29 protein-coding genes are annotated in these 23958 nt (G+C 68.1%); 7 read left to right on the forward strand and 22 right to left on the reverse strand.

Going from position 1 to position 23958, the window contains the following annotated elements; all coding sequences use genetic code 11:
* Nucleotides 1-227 precede the first annotated feature (227 nt).
* Complete coding sequence (locus tag K7711_RS03620) at nt 228-3620, reverse strand: AfsR/SARP family transcriptional regulator (protein ID WP_235746537.1); 3393 nt, start codon at nt 3618-3620, stop codon at nt 228-230.
* A gap of 190 nt (nt 3621-3810) precedes the next feature.
* Between K7711_RS03620 and K7711_RS03625 the strand changes: the two genes are divergently transcribed.
* From K7711_RS03625 to K7711_RS03635, 3 genes are read left to right on the forward strand one after another with little or no spacing between them, the layout of a single operon-like run.
* Complete coding sequence (locus K7711_RS03625; protein ID WP_222964807.1) at nt 3811-4680, forward strand: 1,4-dihydroxy-2-naphthoate polyprenyltransferase; 870 nt, start codon at nt 3811-3813, stop codon at nt 4678-4680.
* 17 nt (nt 4681-4697) lie between these two features.
* Nucleotides 4698-5573, forward strand: coding sequence for a helix-turn-helix domain-containing protein (locus K7711_RS03630; RefSeq protein ID WP_222964809.1), 876 nt, complete (start codon nt 4698-4700; stop codon nt 5571-5573).
* 34 nt (nt 5574-5607) lie between these two features.
* The gene (locus tag K7711_RS03635; RefSeq protein ID WP_235746538.1) at nt 5608-6402 is read left to right on the forward strand and encodes a class I SAM-dependent methyltransferase; all 795 of its coding nucleotides are present in this window, start codon (nt 5608-5610) and stop codon (nt 6400-6402) included.
* Here the strand turns inward: K7711_RS03635 and K7711_RS03640 are convergent.
* The 4 genes from K7711_RS03640 to K7711_RS03655 form a co-directional block, all read right to left on the reverse strand.
* A complete protein-coding gene (locus tag K7711_RS03640; RefSeq protein WP_222964811.1) occupies nt 6399-6788 on the reverse strand; it encodes a phage holin family protein in 390 nt (129 codons plus the stop codon). The genes K7711_RS03635 and K7711_RS03640 overlap by 4 nt on opposite strands.
* Nucleotides 6789-6852: 64 nt before the next feature.
* Nucleotides 6853-7443, reverse strand: coding sequence for a Clp protease N-terminal domain-containing protein (locus K7711_RS03645; protein WP_222964813.1), 591 nt, complete (start codon nt 7441-7443; stop codon nt 6853-6855).
* Nucleotides 7443-7664, reverse strand: coding sequence for a hypothetical protein (locus K7711_RS03650; RefSeq protein ID WP_040828154.1), 222 nt, complete (start codon nt 7662-7664; stop codon nt 7443-7445). The genes K7711_RS03645 and K7711_RS03650 overlap by 1 nt, the downstream gene beginning before the upstream one ends.
* Nucleotides 7665-7780: 116 nt before the next feature.
* Nucleotides 7781-8113 carry a DUF4229 domain-containing protein gene (locus K7711_RS03655; protein ID WP_040828155.1) on the reverse strand — a complete coding sequence of 111 codons (333 nt, stop codon included), beginning with the start codon at nt 8111-8113 and terminating at the stop codon, nt 7781-7783.
* 235 nt (nt 8114-8348) lie between these two features.
* Between K7711_RS03655 and K7711_RS03660 the strand changes: the two genes are divergently transcribed.
* Both K7711_RS03660 and K7711_RS03665 read left to right on the forward strand, forming a co-directional pair.
* Nucleotides 8349-8582 (forward strand): BldC family transcriptional regulator, encoded by a 234-nt coding sequence (locus K7711_RS03660; RefSeq protein ID WP_040828156.1) that lies wholly within the window; start codon nt 8349-8351, stop codon nt 8580-8582.
* A gap of 69 nt (nt 8583-8651) precedes the next feature.
* Nucleotides 8652-8855 carry a hypothetical protein gene (locus K7711_RS03665; protein WP_040828427.1) on the forward strand — a complete coding sequence of 68 codons (204 nt, stop codon included), beginning with the start codon at nt 8652-8654 and terminating at the stop codon, nt 8853-8855.
* Nucleotides 8856-8931: 76 nt separating this feature from the next.
* On the opposite strand, the gene dapA is transcribed toward K7711_RS03665, so the two are convergent.
* Nucleotides 8932-9813: a 4-hydroxy-tetrahydrodipicolinate synthase gene (gene dapA, locus K7711_RS03670; RefSeq protein ID WP_222964815.1), complete on the reverse strand. Its 882-nt coding sequence runs from the start codon at nt 9811-9813 to the stop codon at nt 8932-8934.
* Nucleotides 9814-9883: 70 nt separating this feature from the next.
* Here dapA and K7711_RS03675 point away from each other — a divergent pair, with 70 nt between their 5' ends.
* Nucleotides 9884-10840 carry a LysR family transcriptional regulator gene (locus K7711_RS03675; protein WP_222964817.1) on the forward strand — a complete coding sequence of 319 codons (957 nt, stop codon included), beginning with the start codon at nt 9884-9886 and terminating at the stop codon, nt 10838-10840.
* 183 nt (nt 10841-11023) lie between these two features.
* Here K7711_RS03675 and K7711_RS03680 read toward each other — a convergent pair whose 3' ends face one another.
* The 10 genes from K7711_RS03680 to hemL all read right to left on the reverse strand — a co-directional run bounded on the left by K7711_RS03680 (nt 11024) and on the right by hemL (nt 19540).
* Complete coding sequence (locus K7711_RS03680; RefSeq protein ID WP_235746539.1) at nt 11024-11512, reverse strand: histone deacetylase; 489 nt, start codon at nt 11510-11512, stop codon at nt 11024-11026.
* A gap of 184 nt (nt 11513-11696) precedes the next feature.
* Nucleotides 11697-11996 (reverse strand): type II toxin-antitoxin system PemK/MazF family toxin, encoded by a 300-nt coding sequence (locus K7711_RS03685; RefSeq protein WP_222964821.1) that lies wholly within the window; start codon nt 11994-11996, stop codon nt 11697-11699.
* Nucleotides 11993-12229, reverse strand: coding sequence for an antitoxin (locus K7711_RS03690; RefSeq protein WP_222964823.1), 237 nt, complete (start codon nt 12227-12229; stop codon nt 11993-11995). The genes K7711_RS03685 and K7711_RS03690 overlap by 4 nt, the downstream gene beginning before the upstream one ends.
* A 381-nt stretch (nt 12230-12610) precedes the next feature.
* Nucleotides 12611-13111, reverse strand: coding sequence for a GNAT family N-acetyltransferase (locus tag K7711_RS03695; RefSeq protein WP_222964825.1), 501 nt, complete (start codon nt 13109-13111; stop codon nt 12611-12613).
* Nucleotides 13112-13156: 45 nt separating this feature from the next.
* Nucleotides 13157-14128: a c-type cytochrome biogenesis protein CcsB gene (ccsB, locus tag K7711_RS03700; RefSeq protein WP_222964827.1), complete on the reverse strand. Its 972-nt coding sequence runs from the start codon at nt 14126-14128 to the stop codon at nt 13157-13159.
* Between the two features lie 2 nt (nt 14129-14130).
* Nucleotides 14131-15792, reverse strand: a complete 1662-nt coding sequence (locus tag K7711_RS03705; protein WP_222966621.1) for a cytochrome c biogenesis protein ResB — start codon at nt 15790-15792, stop codon at nt 14131-14133.
* On the reverse strand, nt 15789-16625 hold the full coding sequence (locus K7711_RS03710) for a cytochrome c biogenesis CcdA family protein (RefSeq protein ID WP_222964829.1): 837 nt from the start codon (nt 16623-16625) through the stop codon (nt 15789-15791). The genes K7711_RS03705 and K7711_RS03710 overlap by 4 nt, the downstream gene beginning before the upstream one ends.
* 61 nt (nt 16626-16686) lie before the next feature.
* Complete coding sequence (locus K7711_RS03715) at nt 16687-17277, reverse strand: TlpA disulfide reductase family protein (protein WP_222966623.1); 591 nt, start codon at nt 17275-17277, stop codon at nt 16687-16689.
* 194 nt (nt 17278-17471) lie between these two features.
* Nucleotides 17472-18077, reverse strand: a complete 606-nt coding sequence (locus K7711_RS03720) for a histidine phosphatase family protein (RefSeq protein WP_051193759.1) — start codon at nt 18075-18077, stop codon at nt 17472-17474.
* Nucleotides 18078-18217: 140 nt separating this feature from the next.
* Nucleotides 18218-19540 (reverse strand): glutamate-1-semialdehyde 2,1-aminomutase, encoded by a 1323-nt coding sequence (gene hemL, locus K7711_RS03725; RefSeq protein ID WP_222966625.1) that lies wholly within the window; start codon nt 19538-19540, stop codon nt 18218-18220.
* 176 nt (nt 19541-19716) lie between these two features.
* Between hemL and K7711_RS03730 the strand changes: the two genes are divergently transcribed.
* Nucleotides 19717-20103, forward strand: a complete 387-nt coding sequence (locus K7711_RS03730; RefSeq protein ID WP_235746541.1) for a hypothetical protein — start codon at nt 19717-19719, stop codon at nt 20101-20103.
* Nucleotides 20104-20106: 3 nt separating this feature from the next.
* On the opposite strand, the gene K7711_RS03735 is transcribed toward K7711_RS03730, so the two are convergent.
* The 6 genes from K7711_RS03735 to K7711_RS03760 all read right to left on the reverse strand — a co-directional run bounded on the left by K7711_RS03735 (nt 20107) and on the right by K7711_RS03760 (nt 23903).
* Nucleotides 20107-20328: a hypothetical protein gene (locus K7711_RS03735; RefSeq protein ID WP_222964831.1), complete on the reverse strand. Its 222-nt coding sequence runs from the start codon at nt 20326-20328 to the stop codon at nt 20107-20109.
* Between the two features lie 80 nt (nt 20329-20408).
* Complete coding sequence (locus K7711_RS03740) at nt 20409-20654, reverse strand: hypothetical protein (RefSeq protein ID WP_222964833.1); 246 nt, start codon at nt 20652-20654, stop codon at nt 20409-20411.
* Complete coding sequence (gene mce1N / locus K7711_RS03745) at nt 20651-21178, reverse strand: transport-regulating membrane protein Mce1N (protein WP_222964835.1); 528 nt, start codon at nt 21176-21178, stop codon at nt 20651-20653. The genes K7711_RS03740 and mce1N overlap by 4 nt, the downstream gene beginning before the upstream one ends.
* A gap of 296 nt (nt 21179-21474) precedes the next feature.
* Nucleotides 21475-21963, reverse strand: coding sequence for a hypothetical protein (locus K7711_RS03750; protein WP_222964837.1), 489 nt, complete (start codon nt 21961-21963; stop codon nt 21475-21477).
* Nucleotides 21964-22021: 58 nt separating this feature from the next.
* The gene (gene hemB, locus K7711_RS03755; RefSeq protein ID WP_222964839.1) at nt 22022-22999 is read right to left on the reverse strand and encodes a porphobilinogen synthase; all 978 of its coding nucleotides are present in this window, start codon (nt 22997-22999) and stop codon (nt 22022-22024) included.
* A gap of 286 nt (nt 23000-23285) precedes the next feature.
* A complete protein-coding gene (locus K7711_RS03760) occupies nt 23286-23903 on the reverse strand; it encodes a TetR/AcrR family transcriptional regulator (protein ID WP_222964841.1) in 618 nt (205 codons plus the stop codon).
* Nucleotides 23904-23958 lie beyond the last annotated feature (55 nt).

Below are 23958 nucleotides of genomic sequence, written 5' to 3' on the forward strand. Positions count from 1 at the left end.
GCGAACAGAGACGCTTCGCCGCTGGGCACGCCGGTGGGGGCGGCGGGTTGTGTTGGAGAGTCCGCTGGTGGTCTTGCTGAGGTCGTCGCTTCCGGGCAACCAATAGCGGGACAGAGACGATTCGCCGGTGGGCACGCCGGTTGGTGATCGGGCAGAGCGGGACGAAGAAGCTTCGGCACTGGCGCGATTTCCCGCCGGACACGAAAGTGTCCGGCGGGTTCGGCGTTTCAGCCGACCTTGCCCGAAAGTTCTTCCAGCAGAGCCATGATGCGGTGCGCGGCGGGGCGGCGGCCGGTGCGGGCGGCGCGGGCGTAGGGCTCTGCCATCAGGTCCGGGTGGACCGCCGCGGCATGGTGGGCCAGGTGACGATCGATCCGCATGCTGGGGGTGTCCTGACGGGCCATCGCCTTGGGGGCCAGCGCGATCAACTCCCGTCCGATGTCCGCAAAGCGTTGGACGGCGAGCAGATACGAGCCGATCGCCAACGCGACCGAGCCGATCTGCGGAATATCGATGTAGTGGCCGAGATGTTCGCGGCCGTTGTCGATCAGTTCCTGCGCCAGGGCGGGCACCGCGTCCAGGGCATCGTGCAGCACGTGGGCATCCAGGACTCCGGCGGCCACGGCGATCGCGCCGGGACCGCCCCGCATCGGCATGTCCGGCCAGCCGTGCATCTCCAGCACACTGCGCGAGCGCCGCAGCCCGGCCTCCCGATCACCCTGTGCCAGAGCGAGTTCGGACCAGCCGACCTGCACGGTCGCCCGGCGATGATTCGGGCGCGGGACCGGATCGTCCGGACCCGCGCCGCCCTCGACGAATCCGGTCGCCATCTCCAGTTCCCACCGGGCCTGTTCCAGATCGCCCGTACCGACCAGCACGACGGCGAGGTAACTGGCGATCTCGGCGACCTCGTCGAAGGAGTGCAACTGCCGCAGCGCCTCGACCGAACGCCGATAGTTGACCGCCGCCTCGCCGTATCGCGCGGTCTGCGACATCAGCTGGGCCAGATGCTGATACAGCATCGCCGAACCCCAGACGTCACCCGGAGCAAGATCCCGCAGGGCGCCCTGCGCATCCCGCATCGAACCGCGCACATCACCGGCGTTCTCCCGCACGTTCGCACGCAACAGCCGTGCTGCCCAACGGACCTCCCGATCCGCGGACTGCACGCCCACGGTGAGCCGACGCGCCGCGCGGACCGCGGTCGGGCGTTCGCAGATCAGCTCGCCGATGAAGCCGGTGCTCGGCGACAGCACCGCCACCGGGGATCGCAGCAAGCGCCGCAACCGAATTCGCAGCAGCGCCGCATCGCGCAACCGAGTGTCGCCGAACGCCAGGTGCATCCCCACCAGCGCATGCGCGATCACCTGCAGGTCGTCGGCTGTGGTTCCGGCGGCCGGGGGCGGCGGGACGGCCAGCACCCGGGCCGACCAGCCCACGAATTCGCCGTGCGCCCCGCGCATCACCCACAGCATGCCGGGCAGCGGGAACACCATGTAGACGGTGACCGCGTCACCGATATCGCAGGCGTGGCGCAGCACCGCGAGCAGATTGTCCAACTCGGTGCTCACCCGCCCCACCATCCGAACCTGCTGTTCGGCGGCGTAGTTGTTCAGCACCTCGACCGCGAATTGCCTTGCCCACCCGGACATCCGGCTCATCACCAGATCCCCTTCACCGGCGGCGCCCAACTGCTCCTCGCCGAATTCCCGGACGGTCTCCAGCATCCGATAGCGGATCCCGCCGTGCTCGTCGTCCAGCACGGACAGCAGCGACTGACTCACCAGACCGTCCACGGCGGCGGCGATATCGCCGATATCGGGACCGTCGGCCACGATCTCGGCCGCGCCGAAGGTGAATCCGGCCGGGAACCGGCACAACCGGCGCAGGGCGATGCGCTGCGGTTCGTCCAGTAGATTCCAGCTCCACTCGATCACCGCGTGCAGGGTCCGATGACGTTGCGGCGAGGTGCGATCCCCGCTGCGCAACAACGTGAATCGGTGTTCCAGGCGCGCGTCGATCTCCTCGACGCTCATGGTGCGCACCCGCGCCGCGGCCAGTTCGATCGCCAGCGGCAGTCCGTCGAGTGTGCGGCACAGTCGCGCGACCACCTCCGGATCCAGGCGCACCGACGGCCGCACCGCGCGGGCCCGGGTCTCGAACAGTTCGGTGGCCGGTGAGCCGTGCGCGTCGATCGCCAAGGGCGGCAACGGATACACCGTCTCCGCGGTGATCTCCAGCGGCGCGCGGCTGGTGGTGAGCACGGTGAGCCGATCGCACGCGCCGACCAGATCGGCGACCACCTCGGCGACGGCATCGATGAGATGTTCGCAGTTGTCCAGGATCAGCAGCATCGGACGCGCGGCCACCGCATCCCGAAGACGCTGGCGCGCATCGATTTTGCGACCGGGTCGCAGGCCCGTGGTGTCGCGGGCCGCCTCGGCGACGCCGAGCGCGGCGCTGATCGCGGCCTCCACCTCGGCGCGGGCGTCCTCGGGCGCGGCCCGTACCGAGGCCAGCTCGATCAGCGCGACCGGCACGGCCGTGGTCATCCGCAGGCCCAGTTCGTTGGCCACCCTGGTCTTTCCGGTACCGCCGGGCCCGAGCACGGTGGTCACCCGGGACGCGGCGAGCAGATCCTGCAGCGCGCCCAGATCGACGGTGCGGCCCAGCAGCGGATTCGGCGCGGCGCGCAACCCGATCGCCGCCCCCGCCTGGCCGGAATCATCCGGTGCCACATCGGTTTCGGCGTCCCGGGGCGCGGCTTCGGGCCGCACCGCGCGCGCCCCTGCCACCGGCTCGCCGCGCAGGATCGCCGCGTTCAGTTCGACCAGCGCCGGGCCCGGATCCGCACCGAGTTCGGTCACCAGGCCCGCGCGCAGGGTCACGAAGACCTCCAACGCCTCGTTGGCGCGTCCGGCCGCGGCGAGCAGTCGCATCAGCGTGCCGTGCGCGGGTTCGTCCAGCTGCCGGGCCGCGGCGATCCGCTTGGCTATCCGCACCGCGCCGTCCAGATCCCCGGACGCCTCGCGGGAGGCGAGTTCCAGTTCGTCCAGGGCGTGCCAGCGGGTCACGGCCAATTCGGCCAGTTCGTCGGCGACCGGTCCGGGCGGCAGATCCGCACCGGGTTCGCCGCGCCACAGCGCCCGCGCGCGGGCCACCAGCTCGAGGCAGTGGTCGTCGCGTCCGGCGGCGTGCATTTCGCGGGCCTGGCGTTCGAGGCGGCGGGCCAGGGTCAGGTCGACCTGCTCTTCGCCGAGGGCGAGCCGATATCCGGCCGGACCGACCTCGAGCGCGCCGTCGGGCAGCGCCGAGCGCAGCCGGGAGACCTGGGTGTGCAGGGCGTTCATCGGGGCGCGCGGGGGCTGTTCGCCCCAGATGTCCTCGATCAGCCCCTGGGCGCTGCGGCTGCGGCCCGGATGCAGGGCCAGGGCGGCCAGCAGCAGCCGGGCCCGCGCACCCGGCACCGCGGCCAGGCCGGAGCCCGCGCGACACAGCGCGATCTCACCCAGGACCGACACTCGCACCGAGGCGTCCGCGGGTAACCCGTCGGCCCGGTCCCGACCCGACCGGGTGTTCGTCGTCCCGGCGCCCGCGGAGCCGCTCTGATCAGGAATCATGCCGTTCACCATCGTATGTGAGCAGTCCACCGATTATTCGGCTCACAGCGCCGGGACCACCCCTACCAGCATGCGCCGTGAACCCCGCCATCATACTCCGATATATCGAAATAGTTCTACCGATAGGGTGGCCGTCGCCATCCCACCCGCGGCACGTCCTGCGCGCCGCGATACGCATAGGCTTCGACCCATGGCTAGTGCAGCACAGTGGCTCGAAGGCGCGCGACCGCGAACCCTCCCCAACGCGATCGCCCCGATCCTGGTCGGCACGGGTGCGGCCGCATCCCTGGACGCCGCGATCTGGTGGAAGGCTCTGCTGTCGCTGGTGGTTTCGCTGGCGCTGATCATCGGCGTGAACTACGCCAACGACTATTCCGACGGCATCCGCGGCACCGACGACGAACGCGTCGGGCCGCTGCGCCTGGTCGGCTCGGGCGTGGCCTCGCCGGGCGCGGTACGTGCCGCGGCGATCGCGAGCCTGAGCGTGGGCGCGGTCGTCGGGCTGGTGCTGGTGTTCACCACCGCGTGGTGGCTGCTGCTGATCGGCGCGGGCTGCCTGGCCGGCGCCTGGTTCTACACCGGCGGCCGGAAGCCCTACGGCTACAGCGGTTTCGGCGAGATCGCGGTCTTCGTCTTCTTCGGACTGGTCGCGGTGCTGGGCACCGAATTCGTACAGGCGCACCGGATCGACTGGGCCGGTGTGGTCGGCGCGGTGGCGGTCGGCGCGTTCTCCAGTGCGGTACTGGTCACCAACAATCTGCGCGACATCCCCACCGATTCGGTGACCGGCAAGACGACCCTGGCCGTCCGCCTGGGCGACACCCGCACGCGCACACTGCATCTGGTGCTGATGGTGGTGCCGTTCATCGCCTCGCTGGTCCTCGTCGCGCGCACCCCGTGGGCCCTGCTGGGCCTGCTCGCCGTACCGCTCGCAATCCGCTCGAACAACCCGGTACGCGGCGGTCAGCAGGGCCCCGGACTCATCCCCTCGCTGCGCGACACCGGCCTGGCGATGCTCCTGTGGTCGATCCTCTCGGGAGTAGCGCTCGCCCTCGGCTGATGCTCCTACCATGAGATATGCCTGTCGAACGGGTCCGCATCGCCGACGCCGAAGTGGATGTCGCGATGCCCTCGCCCGGCGACCGGCTGCCCGGACTGAGCATGGCGGGCTTCCACGGACGAGCCGAGGACGCTCTCGCCCTGGACGTGGTCCCGTACCCGGCCCTGACCATGTTCATCGACCTCGGTGACGATGCGCTGATCATGGACGACGGCACCGGCGAGCGGCGCTACGGCAGCGTCGTCGTCGGCGTCGCGCCGGGCGGTATCCGCGGCTGCGCGCGGGATGTGGAACTCCTGCAGATCCGGCTGTCTCCGCTGCTGGCACAGGCTGTTTCGGAGGTCGCGCCGCAACTCGGCGGGGAATTTCTGGACCTGGCCGAATTCTGGGGACCCGATACGGAACTCCTGCACGAGCAGTTGCGCGCCGCCCCGTCGTGGGACGCCCGCTTCGCACTCGCGCGACGCGCCCTGATGCTGCGCCGCGCGACCGGCCGCACCGCCGACCCCGAGCTCACCTGGATCTGGGATCGCATGGTGCGCGGTCACGGGCGGGTTCGAGTGGACCGGCTGGCGGACGAGGTCGGCTGGAGCCGCAAGCGCCTGTGGTCCCGGTTCCGCGCGCATACCGGCCTGACCCCGAAATACGCCGCGAATCTGATCCGCTTCGACCACGCCGTTCATCTCCTGGCAGCCGGGCGCACCGCCGCGTCGGTCGCGGCGGACTGCGGTTTCGCCGACCAGTCGCACCTGCATCACGACGTCCTGGCCTTCACCGGGATGACACCGGCGAAGGTCGCGCGAGCGCCCTGGCTGACCGTCGACCCGGTCGCGTGGCAACCGCAGGCCGGAACATTTCTTCAAGACCCGCCCCGGCGCGGCGGCCCATGCTGACGGTGCCCGCAACACAATTCACAGTGAGGTACCGATGAGCAACGATGTGAGAGGCGTTCCGGACGCGTCGCGATTGCGTCCGCGCCGCGGCGAATACGGCCTGGACGGCGACTACGGGACGGTGTCCGCGCGCGGGCAGGCGATCATCGCCGCGGTGATCCTGACCGTACTGATCGCGCTGACAGTGTATTTCGCAGCGATCGGAGTCGTGGTCGGCGCGGTGATACCCGCGGTGTGCGCGCTGGGGCTCGTGCTGTTCGTGGGCTCGTTCCTGCGGACCACCAAGGTCGGGAAATACGAAGTGTGGGAACGGATTCTGACCGGTCTGCGGCTGCGCGGGAACGAGCGGCTGCTGGAGCTGGGCTGCGGCCGCGGCGCGATCCTGTGCATGGCCGCCGAACTCCTGCCCGGCGGACGTGCGGTCGGCATCGATATCTGGCAGGCGGACCAGACCGGCAACAGTCCCGAATCCGCCCGGCGCAACGCCGAACTCGAGGGCGTGGCCGGCCGGGTCGAGCTGGTGACCGGCGATATGACCCGGATGCCGTTCTCCGACAACGAGTTCGACCTGATCATCAGCAACGTCGCGATCCACAACATCCCCGACGCCGCAGGCCGCCGCACCGCCATCGATGAGGCGTTCCGCGTGCTGCGGCCCGGGGGACGGCTGGTTGTCGCGGATCTGGCGTTCACGAACCGCTATCGGGCGCGGCTGCGCGAGCTCGGCATGGTCGATCTGGAGCTGCGCAACCTCGGCTGGCGGATGTGGTGGGGCACCCCGCTGCTGCCGACCCGGCTGCTCACCGGGACCAAACCAACGAGAAGTTAGTCCCGGCCGCCCTCGGGCACGAAGATGCCCAGCACCCAGTTGACCACCGTGATGATGATCGCTCCGGCCACCGCCGCGAAGACGCCGTGCACGCGCAGGCCGTACTCGGTGGTGGCGGTGATCACGGCGGTCAGCCACAGCATCAGGGCATTGATGACCAGCAGGAACAGACCCAGGGTGACGATCACCAACGGCAGGGACAGCAGTTTGACGATCGGCTTGACCAGCGCGTTCACCAATCCGAAGATGACCGCGACGATCAGCACCACGATCACCTTGCCGCTGGTGCCGTGCTCGGCGGGGCTGATCAGCTCGATATTGCGCACCAGGGCGGACGCGAGCCAGATCGCGACGGCGTTGATGATCAGGCGTAGCAAGAGGGCCATGGCGCCATGCTAACCGGCACGACGCCCGGCCACCGGATACGCGAATCAATCGGCCTCCACCGCCTCAGGCGGCCCGGTCCAGCAGATCGTGCACCGCGCGGCGAATCCCCTCGACGCCCTCGTCGCCGCCGAGCAGTTCGACGGTGCGCGGGGTGGGCGCACGCAGTACACCGAGCAGAACGTGCGCGGCCTCGATTCGATTGTCGCTGCGCGTAATTGCCTCCCGCAGTGACAATTCGAGCACCTTCTTCGCCGCCTTGGTGAACGGGATGTGCCCGAAATTCGTCCCACCATTCCCGCCGAAACCGAAACGCCCGCGCGGCTTTTCCGGTGCGGCCGCGCGATCGAGCGCATCCGCGCCGAAGGTGGCGTCCAGACTTTCGCGAACGGCGTCGAGATCTATCCCGATGGATCGCAGTGCGGCAGCGTCCTGTTCGCCCAGCGGCTCGGCGGAACGCTTACGCGACAGCGATTCCCGGATCGTTGCTGCGGTAATTCCACCGCTCGCCAATACTTTCCGAATTCCGTCGTCGGGCCCGGCGGCCAGCCCCAACAGCAGATGTTCGACGTCGATGTTCGGCGCGCCCAGCATGCGCGCCTCCTCCTGCGCCATCACGACCGCATACCGCGCCGCTTTGGTAAACCTCTCGAACATCAGCCGATCCCGCCTCTCCGATTGTACTTCTGATGGACCGCCTGCCGGCTGACCTCGAGTGCCTCCGCGATCGCCTGCCAGGACCAGCCCTGGGAGCGGGCATTACCCACCTGGATCGCCTCGAGCCGCTCGAGCAACCGCCGTAAGGCCAGCACCGCGCGCAGGCCGACCGTGGGGTCGGGACTGCCGGCGGCGGCCGCCAGGGTTGTCGCTTCACTCATAGACGTCAATTTACGTTGACACTCGGCGCGCGTCAACGAAAATTGACATCACAAGGAAGTCGTTCACCGGGAGCGAATACGAAGAGAGTGCGGCGTTCGTACGCCGCGTTCGGGAGCTACTCGCCGCGCATGCGAGCGCGCAGCTGCGCCTTGTCGGTGCGACGTCGCTCGTCGACCGCGGCGATGTCCTGATTCACCCGGGAGCGCAGCCGCTTGAACAGCAGCAGCGACAGCGGCATGGCGACGATCAGGGCGAACAGCAGCGCGACGATCACCGGAATGTCGACCTTCACCACGTGCGCGACCAGCACGATGACGGCGGCGATGATCGCGACCAGCGCCAGCCGGGCCACGGTGTACAGCGCCAGATTGCGCGCCAGCCGCCGCCCCGGCGAACCGGAGACTCCACCGGCAGGCGCGTCGTCCGGACGGGATGCTGCATCACTCACGTGCACCAGCCTAGGCGACGCGCCCGAACGCCCTCGATCGGCCACGGACCACACCGCGGCGATCGCTGAAGATTCGCCAGAAGAGTGAAACGTTCCAAATCACAAAGCCGTACGCTTATCCGATTTGTCTATTACTTCCCCTTTACCAACGTTAGATCATTCGAGTACGTGGGGGGTCCGGTGCAACGATGTCGCTATCTGATGAGGGAACTGTCGATTACGGAAAGGTTTGCGAATGACTGCGATCACCGCGGCGAGCCGCACGTTTGGTTCCGTCAACGGCCAGGAGGCCCTCCTGACCCCAGGCCAAGTTGCGGCATTGTTCCATGTTGATCCGAAGACGGTCACCCGTTGGGCACATGCCGGGCGACTGGGCTCACTGCGCACGCCGGGTGGCCACCGGCGCTTTCGCGAGACCGAGGTGATGCAGTTGCTGCGGTCGCTGACCACCGAGGCGACCCGGGTATAACCTCTTTTCGACGTCCACGGTGCCGCAGGTACGTCCACGGGATTACCCTCGATAGAGGAGGTGAGCGACGTGACGTACCTGTTGGCACTCATCGCTGTGGTGGCTGTTGCGGTGCTGTGCTGGAAGGCGTTCGGACCGCAGCGAGCGAACCGTATCGGTGCCGGCCATACGGTTTCCCGACGCAAACGCGTCATCGGCCCTGATGACGACCCAGAATTCCTCTGGCGCATCTCACACAAGGGCCACGACGGCGACCCCGGTTCGGGCGAGTAGCCCTCGCCCGGCCGCAAACTTTCCGAGCGCCTCTCGCTGGGGCGTCTCAATCCAGGGCAGCGCTGTGCCGGGGTAGCTACACTCCGACCAGGTCGTATGCCTCCAGAGCGGCATGCCTTGCCGCATCACTCGCCGCGAGCAGCGGCAACCGCACCGCCGCGCTGGGGATCCTGCCCTGTGCCGCCAGAACCGCTTTGAGCACACCGGGATTCGGCTCGGCGAATAAAGCCGAAGCCAGGGGTGCGAGCCGATTGCCCAGATCACGGGCCTGCTCGAGCGCCCCCGCGCGCCAGGCCGCAATCAGTGCCGCATAACCCGCTGGGGCCACATTTCCGCAGGCCAGGATGGCGCCCTGCGCGCCCAGAGCAAGCAGCGGCGCGGCGAACAGATCGTCGCCCGAGAGCACCGCAACCTCCCCGCGTACCCGGCTGAGGAAGCCGATCGTGGCCTCGTCGACGCCGCCGACCGCCTGTTTGAATCCCACGACGTTCGGCAATTCGGCCAGCCTGCACAGCGTTTGCGCGCCGAGTGGGCGGCCGGTGCGCTGCGGAACGTTGTAGACCAGCACGGGAACCGGTGCGGCCGCGGCGATTCGACGGAAATGTTCCACCACACCGTCTTCCGAGGGGCGGGTGTAATACGGGACCACGACCAGCGCGGCCGATACCTCGGGCGGGAGCGCGGCAAGCGAGTTCGCGGAATCCTCGGTCGAATTCGATCCCGCTCCAGCGATGAGCGGGACGCCGCGAGTCCGGCACACCGTCGCACAGATCCGCAGAACTCTGTGACGTTCGACACTCGTGAGCGTCGCGGGTTCGCCTGTGGTGCCCAATGCGACGATTCCGGCCGCGCCCTCGTCCAGGACGTGATGGGCCAGCCCCTTCAATGCATCGTCGGCGAGTTCGCCCGCGGCGGTGAAGGGGGTGATCAGCGGAACGAACAGGCCGGTGAGTTTCATGGGCCCAGCCTGACGGAATCAATACATTACGTCTATTACGCATTTCTTGCGGCGAACGTAAGCTGAGCTGATGCTCGACGTGCGAAGGCTGCGATTGTTGCGCGAGTTGGCCCGGCGCGGCACCATCGCCGGGGTGGCCGAGGCGCTGTCCTACACCCCCTCGGCGGTCTCCCAGCAGTTGTCCGCACTGGAACGTCAGGCCGGGGTGCCGCTGCTCGAACGCACCGGCCGCAGTGTGACTCTCACGCCCGCCGCGCTGCGTCTGGTCGAACACGCCGACACCGTGCTCGCGGTCCTGGAACAGGCCGCCGCCGAACTGGCCACGGCCCGAACCGAACTCCCCGGTACGCTTCGCATCGGCGCGTTCCCGAGCGCGGTCCACGCGATCCTGTCCCCCGCCCTGGTCACCCTCAGCCGCGAACATCCCGGCCTGGAGTTGTCGATCACCGAACTGGATCCGGCCCGCGCCCCCTCCGCCCTGCACGCGGAGAGCCTGGACATCGCGCTGGTCCAGGAGTACGACTACGTCCCCCGAGATCCCGAAATCGGTTTGGACACCGAGGAATTCCTCACCGAAACCGTCTACCTGGCCGCGCCGAACGCCGAACCGCTGACCGCACATCGCAATTCGCCCTGGATCGCCGGAACACCCGGCACGCTGTGCCACACCATGACGCAACGTGCTTGCCAGGCAGCAGGTTTCACTCCCCACATCCGCCACCACGCCGACGATTTCGGCACCGTCCTGGCCTTGGTCGCCGCCGGGCAGGGCGTCGCCTTCGTCCCCGAACTCGGCGTCCTGACCACCCCGCCGACCATCCACCTCACCCCGCTACCCACCCGCCGCCGCACCCACCTCGCCTACCGCCGAGGCCGCCGCGACCACCCCGCGATCGCCGCCGCCCGCGCCGCTCTGCATTCCGCTGCCAGAGGTCTGAACACCATCGCAGCCATGCCACCCGGCCTGCACCAGCCGCCGAGGATTGAAACATCACCGACCGGTCCGAACCGGTTGCCCAGGGCCTGAACCACCACCGGACGATCCGAACCGGTTGCCCAGGGCCAAAATCACCACCGCCCGGCCCGATCCAGCCGCCCAGGGCCTCAATCACCACCGACGATCCGAACCAGCTGTCCGGCGCTCGAATCACCACCTACCAATCCGGCAGTGGCCGGATGGCCATTGGCACTGACCTCAGTCACTCGCCGATCACACATCGTCGATCAATGCCCGAAGCTCGCCGATATCCCACAGCCCTCGCACCCCGGGCAGCCCGGCGAGGTATGCGTGAATCTGCTCGGCCGTCCACCCGTGCGATTCTCGCAGCCCGGCGACCAACATCTTCAGATATAGCGGTGCGGGACGGCGCAATTCGACGCTGGCCGGATCCCAAGACGCGGTACAGGTCAGCACCGGATATCCAGCACACTCCCCGAGATACACGACGGTCTCATACCGTCCCTCCCCCAGCCGAACAGCCCCGTCACGCACCACGGCATCCAGATCGATCCGCATCGCCCCAGGTTCCCGATACATCTCCTGCGCAACAAGATCCTCGAACTGCTCGAGCGTGAACAAATACCCCCGAGCCGCCACCTCCCGCGGCCAATCCCGCATCCCCCGAACCGAATAGAACGCAATCCCACCCGTCCACACCGGACTCTCCCACGCGAAATACACCGCCCCCGACACCATCAACCCCCGAGTCTCCCGAGGCGCCGTCCGATCCCGAAACCCCGGATAAGTCCGCGCACCCCCCACCGGCCGCCCACCCTCCCGATAACAATTGAACCGCGCCGCAAGTAAATTCGACCCATACGCCGCATACCAAACCAACGTCGAACTCGATCCACCGCGCACCATGACGTTCAGGAGGCCTCGGCTAAATGAGTTCGAACGCGGATCGGATAGCGGCCGTCAGGGCAGGTTCGGCATCTGCGTTCAGGTAGCCGATCAGGCGGCCGAGAGCGTCAGCCGGAACGGTCACGATGTTGTCGCAGGAGACCACGCTGTCGTGTTCGAGCCCGTTTCGGGGGCCAACCCGCACTTCAGTGGACAAACCCCGAATCGTGCTCGTGATCGGCGCGACGGTGACCCGTGCCAGGTACGGCCGAACCGCTTCTCGGGTGAGCACCAGCACCGGGCGAGTCTTGTCCAAGCGCGCAATATGAATCGGCCTCACCCGAGATCGTCCAGCGGGGTGTCAGCGGCGAACCGCGCGAGCGCATCCATATCCGGATCCACCCCGGCAGCAGCGAGGATCTCCGCGTCACGCTCAGCGGCGCGGCGGAGGCGGTCCCGCTCGAGCGCTTGCGCAACGATGGCCGCGCGACTCGGGGCCTGGCCACTGGAAACGGTGCGGTCCAGGTACATCACCATCTCGTCGGAGAGTCTGACCGTAATCTGAGTACTCATCCCATAATGGTACCCGATTTGGGATTCACTTCCCATGTCATCTCCGCCCACCGCGGTGCACAAGCCAGCGCCTATGGCTCGACCGTTACGGCAACAAGCCCTCGCTTATTTCGGCAGATCGAGCCGAGGATGGCCGAGCAGTGCGCGCCATGCCTGTTCCATGGAAACTGTTCACGCGCTATGCCTCCCGACCTCGGCTCGTGTGGCTCGTCCTCGGCGAGCACCGTCACGCCCCACTGCGAGAGATTGCGGATGGCTTCGCCGATGGGCGGCAAACTCATCAGAGCCCGATTCGCGAACGGCACGGATGCGACCCTGGACGAGGTACCGGATGGGCGGGCTCGTGCGTGCTCCGACTTCCGAGCAGCGCGCTGTCCTCGTTCAGTCCAGCTTCTTTTCGAACCAGTGATCTGCCAACGGGTCGTCGCCGTACGGCGGAATTTCGGCGTATCCGTGCTTCGCATAGAGAGTGCGGGCCTCCACGAGATCCTGGCGGGTAGTGAGACGGATCGCGCGTGCGCCGAATTCGCGGGCGGCGAGTTCCGCCGAGCCCAACAGTTCGGCGGCGACGCCGTCACCGCGTACATCGGGGCGGACGAACATGCGTGTCAGCTCGAGTGTCTGCGCATCGAGGCGGCGCAGGCCGACACAGCCGACGACCGCGCCGCCGCGGCGCGCGAGCAGCAGCAGCCCGGTCGGCGGGGTCAGGTCGTCGCTGCCGTGGCCTTCGGCGAGGTGCCGGTCGATCTCCGCGTCATCGGTGGGACGGCCGTAGAAGCGGCTGATCATCTCGGCCAGATAGAGACGCAGGATGCCGGCCGCCTCGAGCGAACCCGGCTCGGCGGGTTCCACCGCACACGGAGCAGACCGGTTCCCTGTCATGGGATCAACCCGACACCCGGTTACCGCAACGAACTGACCGGGGTACTAGTTCAACCCCGCGTACGAGTGCAGACCGCTCACCACGATGTTGATGATGAACAGGTTGAACAGCATCGCGACGAAACCCGCGAGGTTGATCCACGCGGCTTTGGTTTCGCGCCAACCCGAGGTTGCTCGGGCGTGCAGGTAGGCGGCGTATATGACCCAGGCGATGAAGGAGACGGTTTCCTTGGGGTCCCAGCCCCAGAAGCGGCCCCAGGCGGATTCGGCCCAGATGGCGCCGAGGATGATGCCGGTGCCGAAGATCGGGAAGCCGATGATGGTGGTGCGGTAGGCCAGGCGGTCCAGGGCGCGGGCGTCGGGGAGGCGGCGGGCGATCGCGCCGAGGATGTTGTCGGATTCCTCGCCCGCGGGCTGGACCAGACGCAGCAGGAACAGCAGGCTCGATACGCCCGCGACGAGGAAGACGCCGCTGCCGATGCTGACGACCGTCACGTGGATGGGCAGCCAGTAGGACTTGAGCGCCGGAACCACCGGGGCCGCGTCGGCGTACAGCACCGTGCCGGCCAGGAACATCAGGATCAGCACCGGAACCAGCAGAAACGCCCACATCCCGCGATAGCGTTCGTGCCGCAGCAGCACCACGCCCAAGGTGACGGCCGCACCGGTCGCCATCGTCACGAACTCGTACATGTTGCCGAGCGGGAAACGATGAGTTGCGAAGCCGCGCAACACGATCGAGATGATGTGCAAGCCGAGCGCGACGTGCAGCACGGCGAAGGCCATATTGCCGATCCGCTCCGAGGCCGGTTTGCCCGCGGGCTCGGTGATCCGGCCCGGCCCCTGCGGCATCGCGGGCGAATTCGCGCCCGCCGCAACGAGTTCGCGCTGCTCGGCCTTACGGGTGTAGGCCATGGCGTACTGCACCAGCAGCATCACGAAGACCAGGACGTACACCACGATCGCCGACTTGAACGCGAGATCGCTGTAGGAGGCGATGTTCTCGTCGATCGGCATTGCTACTCTCCCGTACTCTCGGTCGGCGACCCGCCCAGCAGGCGAACGCGCAGGCGGTCGAACTCACCGCCCCACCCGGCCTGGTCGGTACGGGCCAGACCGCCCATTTCTACTACGGTACGTCGTTTGTCGTCCGGAGTCTCCGCCGGGTCCCGTTCATCGGCCGGATATGCGCGCAACCAGATCCGGCGACGTTTGACCAACAGCGAAACCAGCAGCCCGGCCATCATCGTGACCGCGCAGACCAACACCCACTGCTGCGCGGGATCGTGCGAGACCTGCAGATTCGCCCACTGCTTCGCCCCGTCGAACCGCACCTTCGTCCCGTCCGACAACGTCGAGGATTCACCGGGCTTCAGATTGACCCGCGTCTGCTTGACCAGCCGCCCCTGTTTGATCATCTCCGGATCCAGCGAGAACACCGACTGACTGCGACCGGTGTCCAGACCCGTCTCACCGCGATAGATGTCCACGGCCACCGCCGGATCGGTCAACGCCGGATACGACGAGCTCAGCAGGGTTCCGTGCATGAAAGCCGTCGGCGCGAACAGCCCCTCGATGGCGATCTGATTCTTGCGGTTGTCCGCATCGGAGGGATACATCCCGCCGGGCGGATCGAACCGCATCACGCCGCTGGACAGGAACGTCGCATCGCCGGTGGGCTCCCACTGCACCGACTGCGTGCGGGTCTGCCCGTTCGGATAGGTGACGGTGAACGTCGGCGCGTAACCGTGGCCCTGCACGTACACCCGATCACCCTCGACGCGCAGCGGATGATTCACCTGCACCGACGTATCGCGCCAGGTGTTGTCGGCCAGATTCTGCGCGGTCTGATACGAGACGTCCGCGGTGAACATCTGCGCCTCACCGTTGGGCAGATAGTCGGCCCGGAAATCCTTGACGCGCACGCACAGCGGGGTCAGCCCCGTGCCGTCGATGAGATTGCCCGCGCGGAAGGAGTCGAACGCCGAAATCGAACTCGTGCAGAATCCGGGGCCGCCGTCGGCGATGACGATGACGTTGCCCTCGTAGCCGAACATCTTGCCGACCGCGATCGCCACCAGCAGACCGACCAGCGCCAGATGGAAGACCAGGTTGCCGAATTCGCGGAAATACCCCTTCTCCGCCGACAGCGTGACCTGCGCGTCGTCGTCGGAAGAACGCTCGACCACCCGCCAGCCGCGAAGCTGCTTGCGCGCTGCGGCGATCACCTCGGCCGGCGCCTGCTCGACGTTCGTCGAATAGTGGTGCGGCAACCGGGACAGCCGGCGCGGCGCGGCGACCGGCGGCGTGCGCAGCGCCGTGTAGTGGTCGAACACCCGCGGCACGATGCAGCCGATCAGCGAGATGAACAGCAGCGCGTAGATCGCGGTGAACCAGAAGCTGGAGAACACGTCGAACAGCTGCGCCCGGTCCATCAGATGTCCGAGGGTGGGCCGGTCGGCGATGTATTTGTCGACCTTCTGCGCGTTCAGGGAGCGTTGCGGCAGCAGCGCGCCCGGAATCGCCGCGAGGGCCAACAGGAACAGCAGCATCAGCGCGGTGCGCATACTGGTCAGCCCGCGCCAGGTGTTGCGGACGACCGCGAGAATCCTGCGCAGCGGAGACTGGCGAGGGGGGCGGGCGGGGGCCTCGGGGGCCGACATGGTTGCAGTCATAGTCAGATCGGGAGAGTCACTCGGGAGACGAACATATTGCGGACCCACCCCACGAACTGGTCCCACATACCGGTCACCAGCGCGATACCGACGGCGACCAGCAGAATTCCGCCGATCACCTGAATGGTGCGCGAATGGCGACGCAGCCAGCCGACCCCGCGCAACGCGCTGGCCGACCCGAAGGCCAGGATCACGAACGGCAGACCCAGGCCCAGGCAGTAGGCCACGATCAGCACCACCCCGCGCACGGCGGTGGTTCCCTCGGTGCCCGCGGATACCGCCATCACCCCGGACAGCGTCGGGCCCAGGCACGGCGTCCAGCCGAGCGCGAACACCGCGCCCAGCAGCGGTGCGCCGACCAGACCGGTCAACCGCCGCGGATGCATCCGGGTGTCCCGCTGCAGCGCCGGGACCAGGCCCAGGAACACCAGACCCATCAGCACGGTGACCACACCGCCGAGACGTTGCAGCAGTTCACGATTCACGTTCAGCGTCTGGATGACGCCGAACACCGTCGCCGAGGCCAGCACGAACACGACGGTGAATCCCGCGACGAACAGACCCGCCGCCCCCGCCACGCGCATCCGCCCGGCCTTGTCGAGGGTCACGGTCTCCGGACGCTTGCTCTCCTGGGCCTGGGCCACGGTCACCGGCGGCGCTTCCGCACCCACCAGCCCGGCCAGATAGGACAGATATCCCGGCACCAGCGGCACCACGCACGGCGAGGCGAACGACACCAGCCCCGCGAGCAGACACGCTCCCAGCGCCAGCAGCAACGGCCCGGACGCCGCGGTCTGCTGGAACGAATCCCCTACCGACGCAAGCACACTCACCTGCATGTCGACCGACCTCGGGCGCCGTGTCCGGAACGCCGCGAATGCTCGGCGCAGCCCATTCGGCTCACTTCGTCCCCTCCGCGGCGAGACGATCGATCACCGGCTGCAGATCGGTGGCCAGCAGCGAACGCAGGAAGACCGCCGCCACCCGATGCTGTCGATCCAGCACCAGCGTGGTGGGGATGACGCTGGTCGGGAACTTTCCGCCCAGGGCCAGCAGGCTTCGGAATTCCGGATCGTAGATCGACGGATACTGGATGTGGTTGGTGCTGACGAAATCCTGCGCCTTGTCCTGCTCCGGATCACGCACATTGATCCCCAGGAACGCGACTCCGCGCGCCTTCGACTGCTGGTACACCTTCTCCAGCTCGGGGGCCTCGGCCCGGCAGGGCCCGCACCACTGCCCCCAGACATTCAGCACCACGACCTGATTCGGGAAATCGTCCACCGAAATGGTCTTGTTCGTCAGCAGATTCGGCCCCGACATCTTCCCGATGGTCCCGCGCTTCGCGGCCGGATCGTAGAAGATATCGGTCTTGCCCCCGGGCGACACGAACTGGAACGTCCCGCCCTGCGCCACCGCATCACTGCCGGTCGAACATCCGGCGAGCACCGCCACCAGCGCCGCGCACGCGAGCAGAACCGGCAGCACGATCCGCCACGACCGGCGTCCACGCGACGCGTGACGTACACGGAATCGCCCAGGACGTCCGGTCACACGACCCTCACCGGACTGCTCCGACGCGCCGAACTTTCCGGACGCCCCCTGCGTGACGCGGCCGTCGTGCCGCGCGCGAACGCCGTCGGGCCGTGCGTCGTACCCACCGGATCTGTCGTGTGCCGAGCCGTTCACGCCCCGGTCACCCGCGGATCCGATTCCCCCGCAGGTTCGGAGTAGACGATGTCGATCAACGTATCCCCTTGGTAGACAAGGGATGTCAGCGAAGCGAGCGAGCACTGGCGGTTGCGCGGGTCGTGCCACAGGCGCTTGCCCTCGAGGAAGCGGCGCAGCGTCCACACCGGAAGCTGATGGGAGACCACGACCGCCTCGTGACCGGCGGCCTCCACGCGAGCCTTGTTCACCGCGGCCAGCATGCGATGCGCGATCTGCAGGTACGGCTCGCCCCAGGACGGCGTGAACGGGTCGCGCAGCTTCCACCAGTGCCGGGGCTTGCGCAATGCGCCGTCGCCGACCGAGACGCGCAGCCCCTCGAAGGTGTTGCCCGCCTCGATCAGGTTGTCGTCGGTGCGCACGATCAGTTCGTGCAGTCCGGCGATCGCACCGGCGGTCTCCTGCGCGCGTTGCAGCGGAGAGGCCACCACCAGCGTGATGTCGTGGTCGGCGAGCGCGCGGCCGACCGCCGCGGCCTGCGACCGTCCGGTCACCGACAGGCCGAAGCCGGGTAGGCGGCCGTAGAGGATGCCCTTCGGGTTGTGCACCTCACCGTGCCGCATCACGTGCACGATCGTCTCGGTGTCCGCGACGTCGTCGGGTAGTTTCACGCGCTCGTCGGATGTGCTGTCCGCCGCCACCTCGGACGTGATGTCCTGCGGTGTGTCGGATGTCGTCTCGTCGGCTGGCTCGGTGCGCTCGTTCACGCGTCGGATCCTTCGGGTGTGGCAGCCGCCGCGGCCGCGGCAGCGGCGGGCAGGGCGGCGGCGATGCGGTCGAATGCGTCCTCGTCGAGCGCGGCGGAGACGAACCACGTCTCGAATGCGCTCGGCGGGGCGTAGACGCCGCGATCGAGCAGAGCGTGGAAGAACGCCGGGAAACGCCAGGTCTGGCTGGCCTTCGCGGTGGCGTAGTCGGTAACCGGATGGTCGGCGAAGAACACGCTCACCATATTGCCCGCGAATTGCACCTGGTGGGTGACCCCCGCCGTGTCCAGCGCGCCGCTCACCAGCGCGCCGAGTCGTTCGGCGTTGCGATCGAGTGCGGCGTAGACCTCCGCGTCGGCCGCCCGCAGCGAGGCGAGTCCGGCCGCTACCGCGACGGGGTTACCCGACAACGTCCCGGCCTGATAGACGGGCCCGATCGGCGCGAGCCGGTTCATCACCTCGGCGCGACCGCCGAACGCCGCCGCGGGCAGCCCGCCGCTCATCACCTTGCCGAAGGTGTACAGATCGCCCGCGACACCGTCGCGCCCGAACCATCCGGACCGGCTCACCCGGAATCCGGTCATCACCTCGTCCATGATCAGCAGCGCGCCGTGTTCGGAGGTCAGCCGCCGCAGGCCCGCGTTGTAGCCGGGCTGCGGGGCGACGGTGCCCATGTTGCCCGCCGCGGCCTCGGTGATGACGCAGGCGATCTGGTCCGGATTCGCGGCGAACGCGGCGGCCACCGCGTCCAGGTCGTTGTAGGGCAGCACGATCGTGTCGGCCGCCTGTGCACCGGTGACGCCGGGCGAGGTCGGCAGGCCGAGCGTCGCGACACCCGATCCCGCGTCGGCCAGCAGCGCGTCGACGTGCCCGTGATAGCACCCGGCGAATTTGATGATCTTGCTGCGACCGGTGAAACCGCGGGCCAGCCGCACCGCGCTCATGGTCGCCTCGGTACCGGAGTTGACCAGCCGCACCCGCTCCACGGGCTCGACCCGCGCGGCGATCTCCTCGGCCAGGTCGATCTCCGCTTCGGTCGGCGCACCGAAGGACAACCCGTCGACCGCGACCTTGCGCACCGCCTCCACCACGGCCGGGTGTGCGTGACCGAGAATCATCGGTCCCCACGAGGACACCAGGTCCACATATTCGGCGCCGTCCGCGTCGGTGAGCGTGCACCCGCGCGCGGAAGTGATGAACCGCGGTGTGCCGCCGACCGAATGGAACGCTCGCACAGGCGAATTCACGCCGCCGGGAATGATCGCAGCGGCGCGATCGAACAGGTGCGCGGAGGCCGGAGAAGAACTCACGGCCTCCAGTGTCGCAGCCCGGCCCGCACCGGTCGACGACAGGGTGTAGTGGGGTGAGCCACCCCACACCGGATGTCCGGATTCAGCACAACACGCCGGAGCGCCGATCCGGCCCGCTTCGGTCGCTCACCGATAGCTACTGCGTACCCTCTGTCCATCAACCGCAATCCGGCCGGGAGTAATTGATGCGAACCTTGATCGTCGGCGCCACCCTGACCGCCCTCGTGGGCACCGCACTGACCTGCGCCGCGACCGCGGCCTCGGCCGGAGCTCTCGTCGCCCAGCCCGATCAGGGGCGGATCGGGATCAGCCTGTCGCACGCCGAGACCGCGGCGCTGGCGGACGGCCCGGTTCCGGCGATGGTCACCAAGGTCGTCCCGCTGAACCGCATGGGTGCGGGCCTGCATCCGGGCAGCCAGATCCAACGCGATCAGCACGGCGGCGTACACGCCTCACTGCGTGAGGTGCTGCTCGAATCGGCCGCACATCCGGACGGGAACGTGGTGGTCTTCCTGGACGCCCCCGGCACGCACGGTCCCCGCGTGCTCGACATCTACGAGCACTGGAACTGATCCCTACCAGTGCGAGGGCTTCAGGCAGCTCAGCGAGAATCCGGTCGTCACCAGGCAACTCATCGGGCCCGGAAGTCCGTCGACCAGGCGTGAGCGGGTCACCGGCTCCGGAGCCGGACCGGCGTCCATCGCCGTGATCACGTCCAGGGTCACGGTGGCGAGCCCGATGACGCCGACGACCAGCATCACCACGACTCTGCGCTGCACGGGGTACGTGCGGGACATACCTTCAGTGTCCCCGGGAATTACCCGGTTACCCCCGATTGCCGAAAGTTGGCCCAGAACCTCTATCCGTGGCCGAGCGGTCAGAGCCGAGGAGCCCGGTCCACACCCCGCGCGATCAGATCGATGAGGGCCAGTCCGGCCACGGCGACCAGCAGTGCGGCCAGGCCGAGCCACGGCCCGTCGTAGCGGGTCGCCTCGAAGGCGGGCAGATCCCCGGACGCGGCGAACGTGGTCGATTCGATACCGGCGTGCCAGGCCGGCACGACCCCGGCGAGGCAGCAAACCAGGACGACCACGTCCAGGACCGGCCACAACCGATACATCATCGAGCGTCCTCCGTGCCGTCGTCGGTGTTCGGGCCGTCGTTCACCGAGCGCCCCTCGACCGCCGCGGTGAGTTCCTCGCGCAGGCGGCGATGATCGCGCGCCCACGCCTGCACCAGACCGCCGTCCCGCAATTTCAGTCCGATGCCCTTGCGTCGTCGCGGCACACCGGCCAGTTCCCCGAGCGCACGCGCGGACTGCCAGTCCTCGTCCTCCCACGACTCCTCGTCGTGTTCGGGGAAGACGGTGGCGATCCGTTCCAGTTCCAGCGTCTCGGCGCCCTCGCGCAGCGAGGTTCCGGTGAGTTCCACGCTGACGTGCCGTTTACCCGCGACAACCTGCAACGAGACGAATCCGGCGAGCAGTGCCGCGCAGAAGAGCAGGCCGAACCAGTGCACCGGACCGTGGCCCAACACCAGTTCCAGGATCAGCACGATCAGGCAGATCAGCGGACCGTACGCGACGGCGCGCCAGCGCGCACCGGGCTCGGCGAACCGCACATCGGCCGGGGCTCGGGTATCGGTCACGGAAACCTCCAGGCTGTCTCGCCCGTCCGTACTCCGAGAAGGGGCGAAGCGATTCAGCCGACCATACCGGGCAGCAACAGAACGGCCAGCGTGAGCAGACCGAGAACGAGGACCAGAGCCATCATCACGACATCGCGCCGAAGGCTCTGCGGCTGCTGAATCACCACTCGCATCATTGCCTCCGCTTCTCCGGAACGCCTCGCGCGATCCGATGCGGAACGCACGACCCACGACATCCGGTTCCCAGGTCCTCTGTGACAACCCTCACGATACATGCCGCCGCACCGGTGACAAATTCACCGGGGCAGCCGATTACCGTTCACCTTGAAGTAGTTGTTGGATTCGGTTCGGTGACAAAGGAATACGGCTCCGGCGGCCACCACCGCCTGCAGGATGGCCGCCGCGCCGGCGAGCATCTCACCGGTGCCGGAGATCGCGCCGAGGCCGAACATCGAGTTCACCCCGCCGATCACCAGGACCACGGCCGCAACGTTCAACAGCGTGCGCGCCCATAGTTTCCCGCGACGTAGCTGATGCACCACGGCCAGTGCCGCGGCGGCGAGCGCCAGCCCGAACACCACGCCCAGCACGATCAGCAGAGTGACCATCAGGTCGTAGGTCGCCAGCGGAGTCTGCGGCTCCTGCGCGCGCAACTGATCGTAGATGTTCCGGGCGATCGTGTGCCGATGCTCGAATCGCGTCCACATCCCGGCGAGCAGTCGTACCACGCCCAGAACGACCGCGCCCCACCACAATTGGGACGCGGTACGGACGTCATCGGGCATGGGCTGTTGCGGCGCCGGCGGGACCGGCGGAGTCCACGGATTCACGACGGTCGGCGCCTCACGCCAGCCAATGCGCGACCTCGGTCGCCCAGTAGGTGAGCACGATGTCCGCGCCCGCTCGACGGATGCCCATCAGCGATTCCAGGATCGCGCCGCGGCGATCGATCCAGCCGTTCGCGGCGGCGGCGGTGATCATCGAGTACTCACCGGAGATCTGGTACGCGGCCACCGGCACGGTGGAACGGTCGGCAACATCGCGCAGGATGTCCAGGTAGGACATGGCGGGCTTGACCATGACGATGTCGGCGCCCTCGGCCAGATCCAGTTCCAGCTCGCGGATCGCCTCGCGGCGGTTGGCCGAATCCTGTTGGTAGGTGCGGCGATCGCCCTGCAGCGAGGAGGAGACCGCCTCGCGGAACGGGCCGTAGAACGCGGAGGCGTATTTCGCGGCGTAGGCCAGGATGCCGGTGTCGATGCGCCCGGCCTCGTCCAGCGCGTCGCGGATCGCGCCGACCTGGCCGTCCATCATGCCGCTGGTGCCGAGCAGATCCGCGCCCGCCTCGGCCTGGGCCAGCGCCATCGCGACGTAGCGGTCCAGGGTCGCGTCGTTGTCGACCGCGCCGTCCGGGGACAGCACGCCGCAGTGGCCGTGATCGGTGAATTCGTCCAGGCAGGTGTCGGCCATGACCACCGTCGCGTCGCCGACCTCCTCGGACAGCGCGCGCAGGCCGCGGTTCAGGATGCCCTCGGGGTCGCTGGCGAGGCTGCCGACCGCGTCCTTGTCCTCCGGACGCGGCACCCCGAACAGCATCAGCCCGCCGACCCCGGCGACGACCGCCTCGACGGCCGCCTTGCGCAGTGAATCCATCGAGTGCTGCTGCACGCCCGGCATCGAGCCGATCTCGCGCGGTTCGTCCAGCCCGTCGGCGACGAACATGGGCAGCACCAAATGTCTTGGTTCCAGGGTGGTTTCGGCTACGAGACGCCGTAGAGCAGGGGTACGACGCAACCGCCGCGGGCGGTCCATTCCGGTCATGAATCGCACGATACGCCCCGGTCCACCCCTGTGCCGCACCGCCTCCGCACCCGCCCGCCGCCCCGCGCGAGCTCCCCGAAACAGCCCTCGCCGATCCCGTGACCAGGCATTCACCGGGCAACAGCGGACATTCGAGCGACGACGGGATTTCTTCCCGGCCGATGCGACCGAGAACAGCCCCGCCTTCCCGGCCCTGCGCACGCGGCACACGTTCACGACTATGACCAATCACACACGAACGCACCCGATCCGACCGCGCACAGTACCCCTTGCCGGAAAGCATCGGTCACGCGGGGGCGGCGGCCTTCAGAGCGGCTTCGAGTGCGGTGGTGAGCGTTTCGAGGTAGGTGTCGTCGCTGTCGCCGGACAGGACGAGGATGCGGAAGCCCAGTGGGGCGATGAGCAGGTCCGAGGCCAGTTCGAGGTCGAGGTCGGCGGGGAGTTCACCGCGGCCGATGGCGGCGCGCAGGACCGTGTGGGCGTTGTCGCGGCGTGGGGCGGCGACGGTGGTGCGCAGGACTTCGGCGAGGGATTCGTTGTGGTGGGCCTCGGCGAACAGGGCCGCGCCGATCTTCCGGACCGTCGCATTCGACAGCTGCTCGCGGAACGTGTCCAGAAGTTGCCGCAGGTCGGTGCGCAGGGCTCCGGTGTCGGGAATCGGGGGCAAGGTGTCGCGGACGGCTTGGCGGATCAGCTCGGTGAGCATCTCCTCCTTGGACGACCAGCGCCGGTACAGCGCGGCCTTGCCGACGCCGGCGCGGCGCGCGACGGCCTCCATGGACAGGCGCGAATAGCCGGATTCGGCGAGTTCGGTGAAGGTCGCCTCGCCGATCGCGTCGGTGACGTGCTGTCGTAGAGCCGCACCGCCGGTAGCAGGCCGAGCCGTTGTCTGCTCCTTTGCCATGCAGCGAGAATAGCCGAGACGGAACCGTTGCGTTCCGTTCGGATCCGGGTTAGCG

Source organism: Nocardia coffeae, assembly GCF_019890715.1.
Lineage (GTDB): Bacteria > Actinomycetota > Actinomycetes > Mycobacteriales > Mycobacteriaceae > Nocardia > Nocardia jiangxiensis.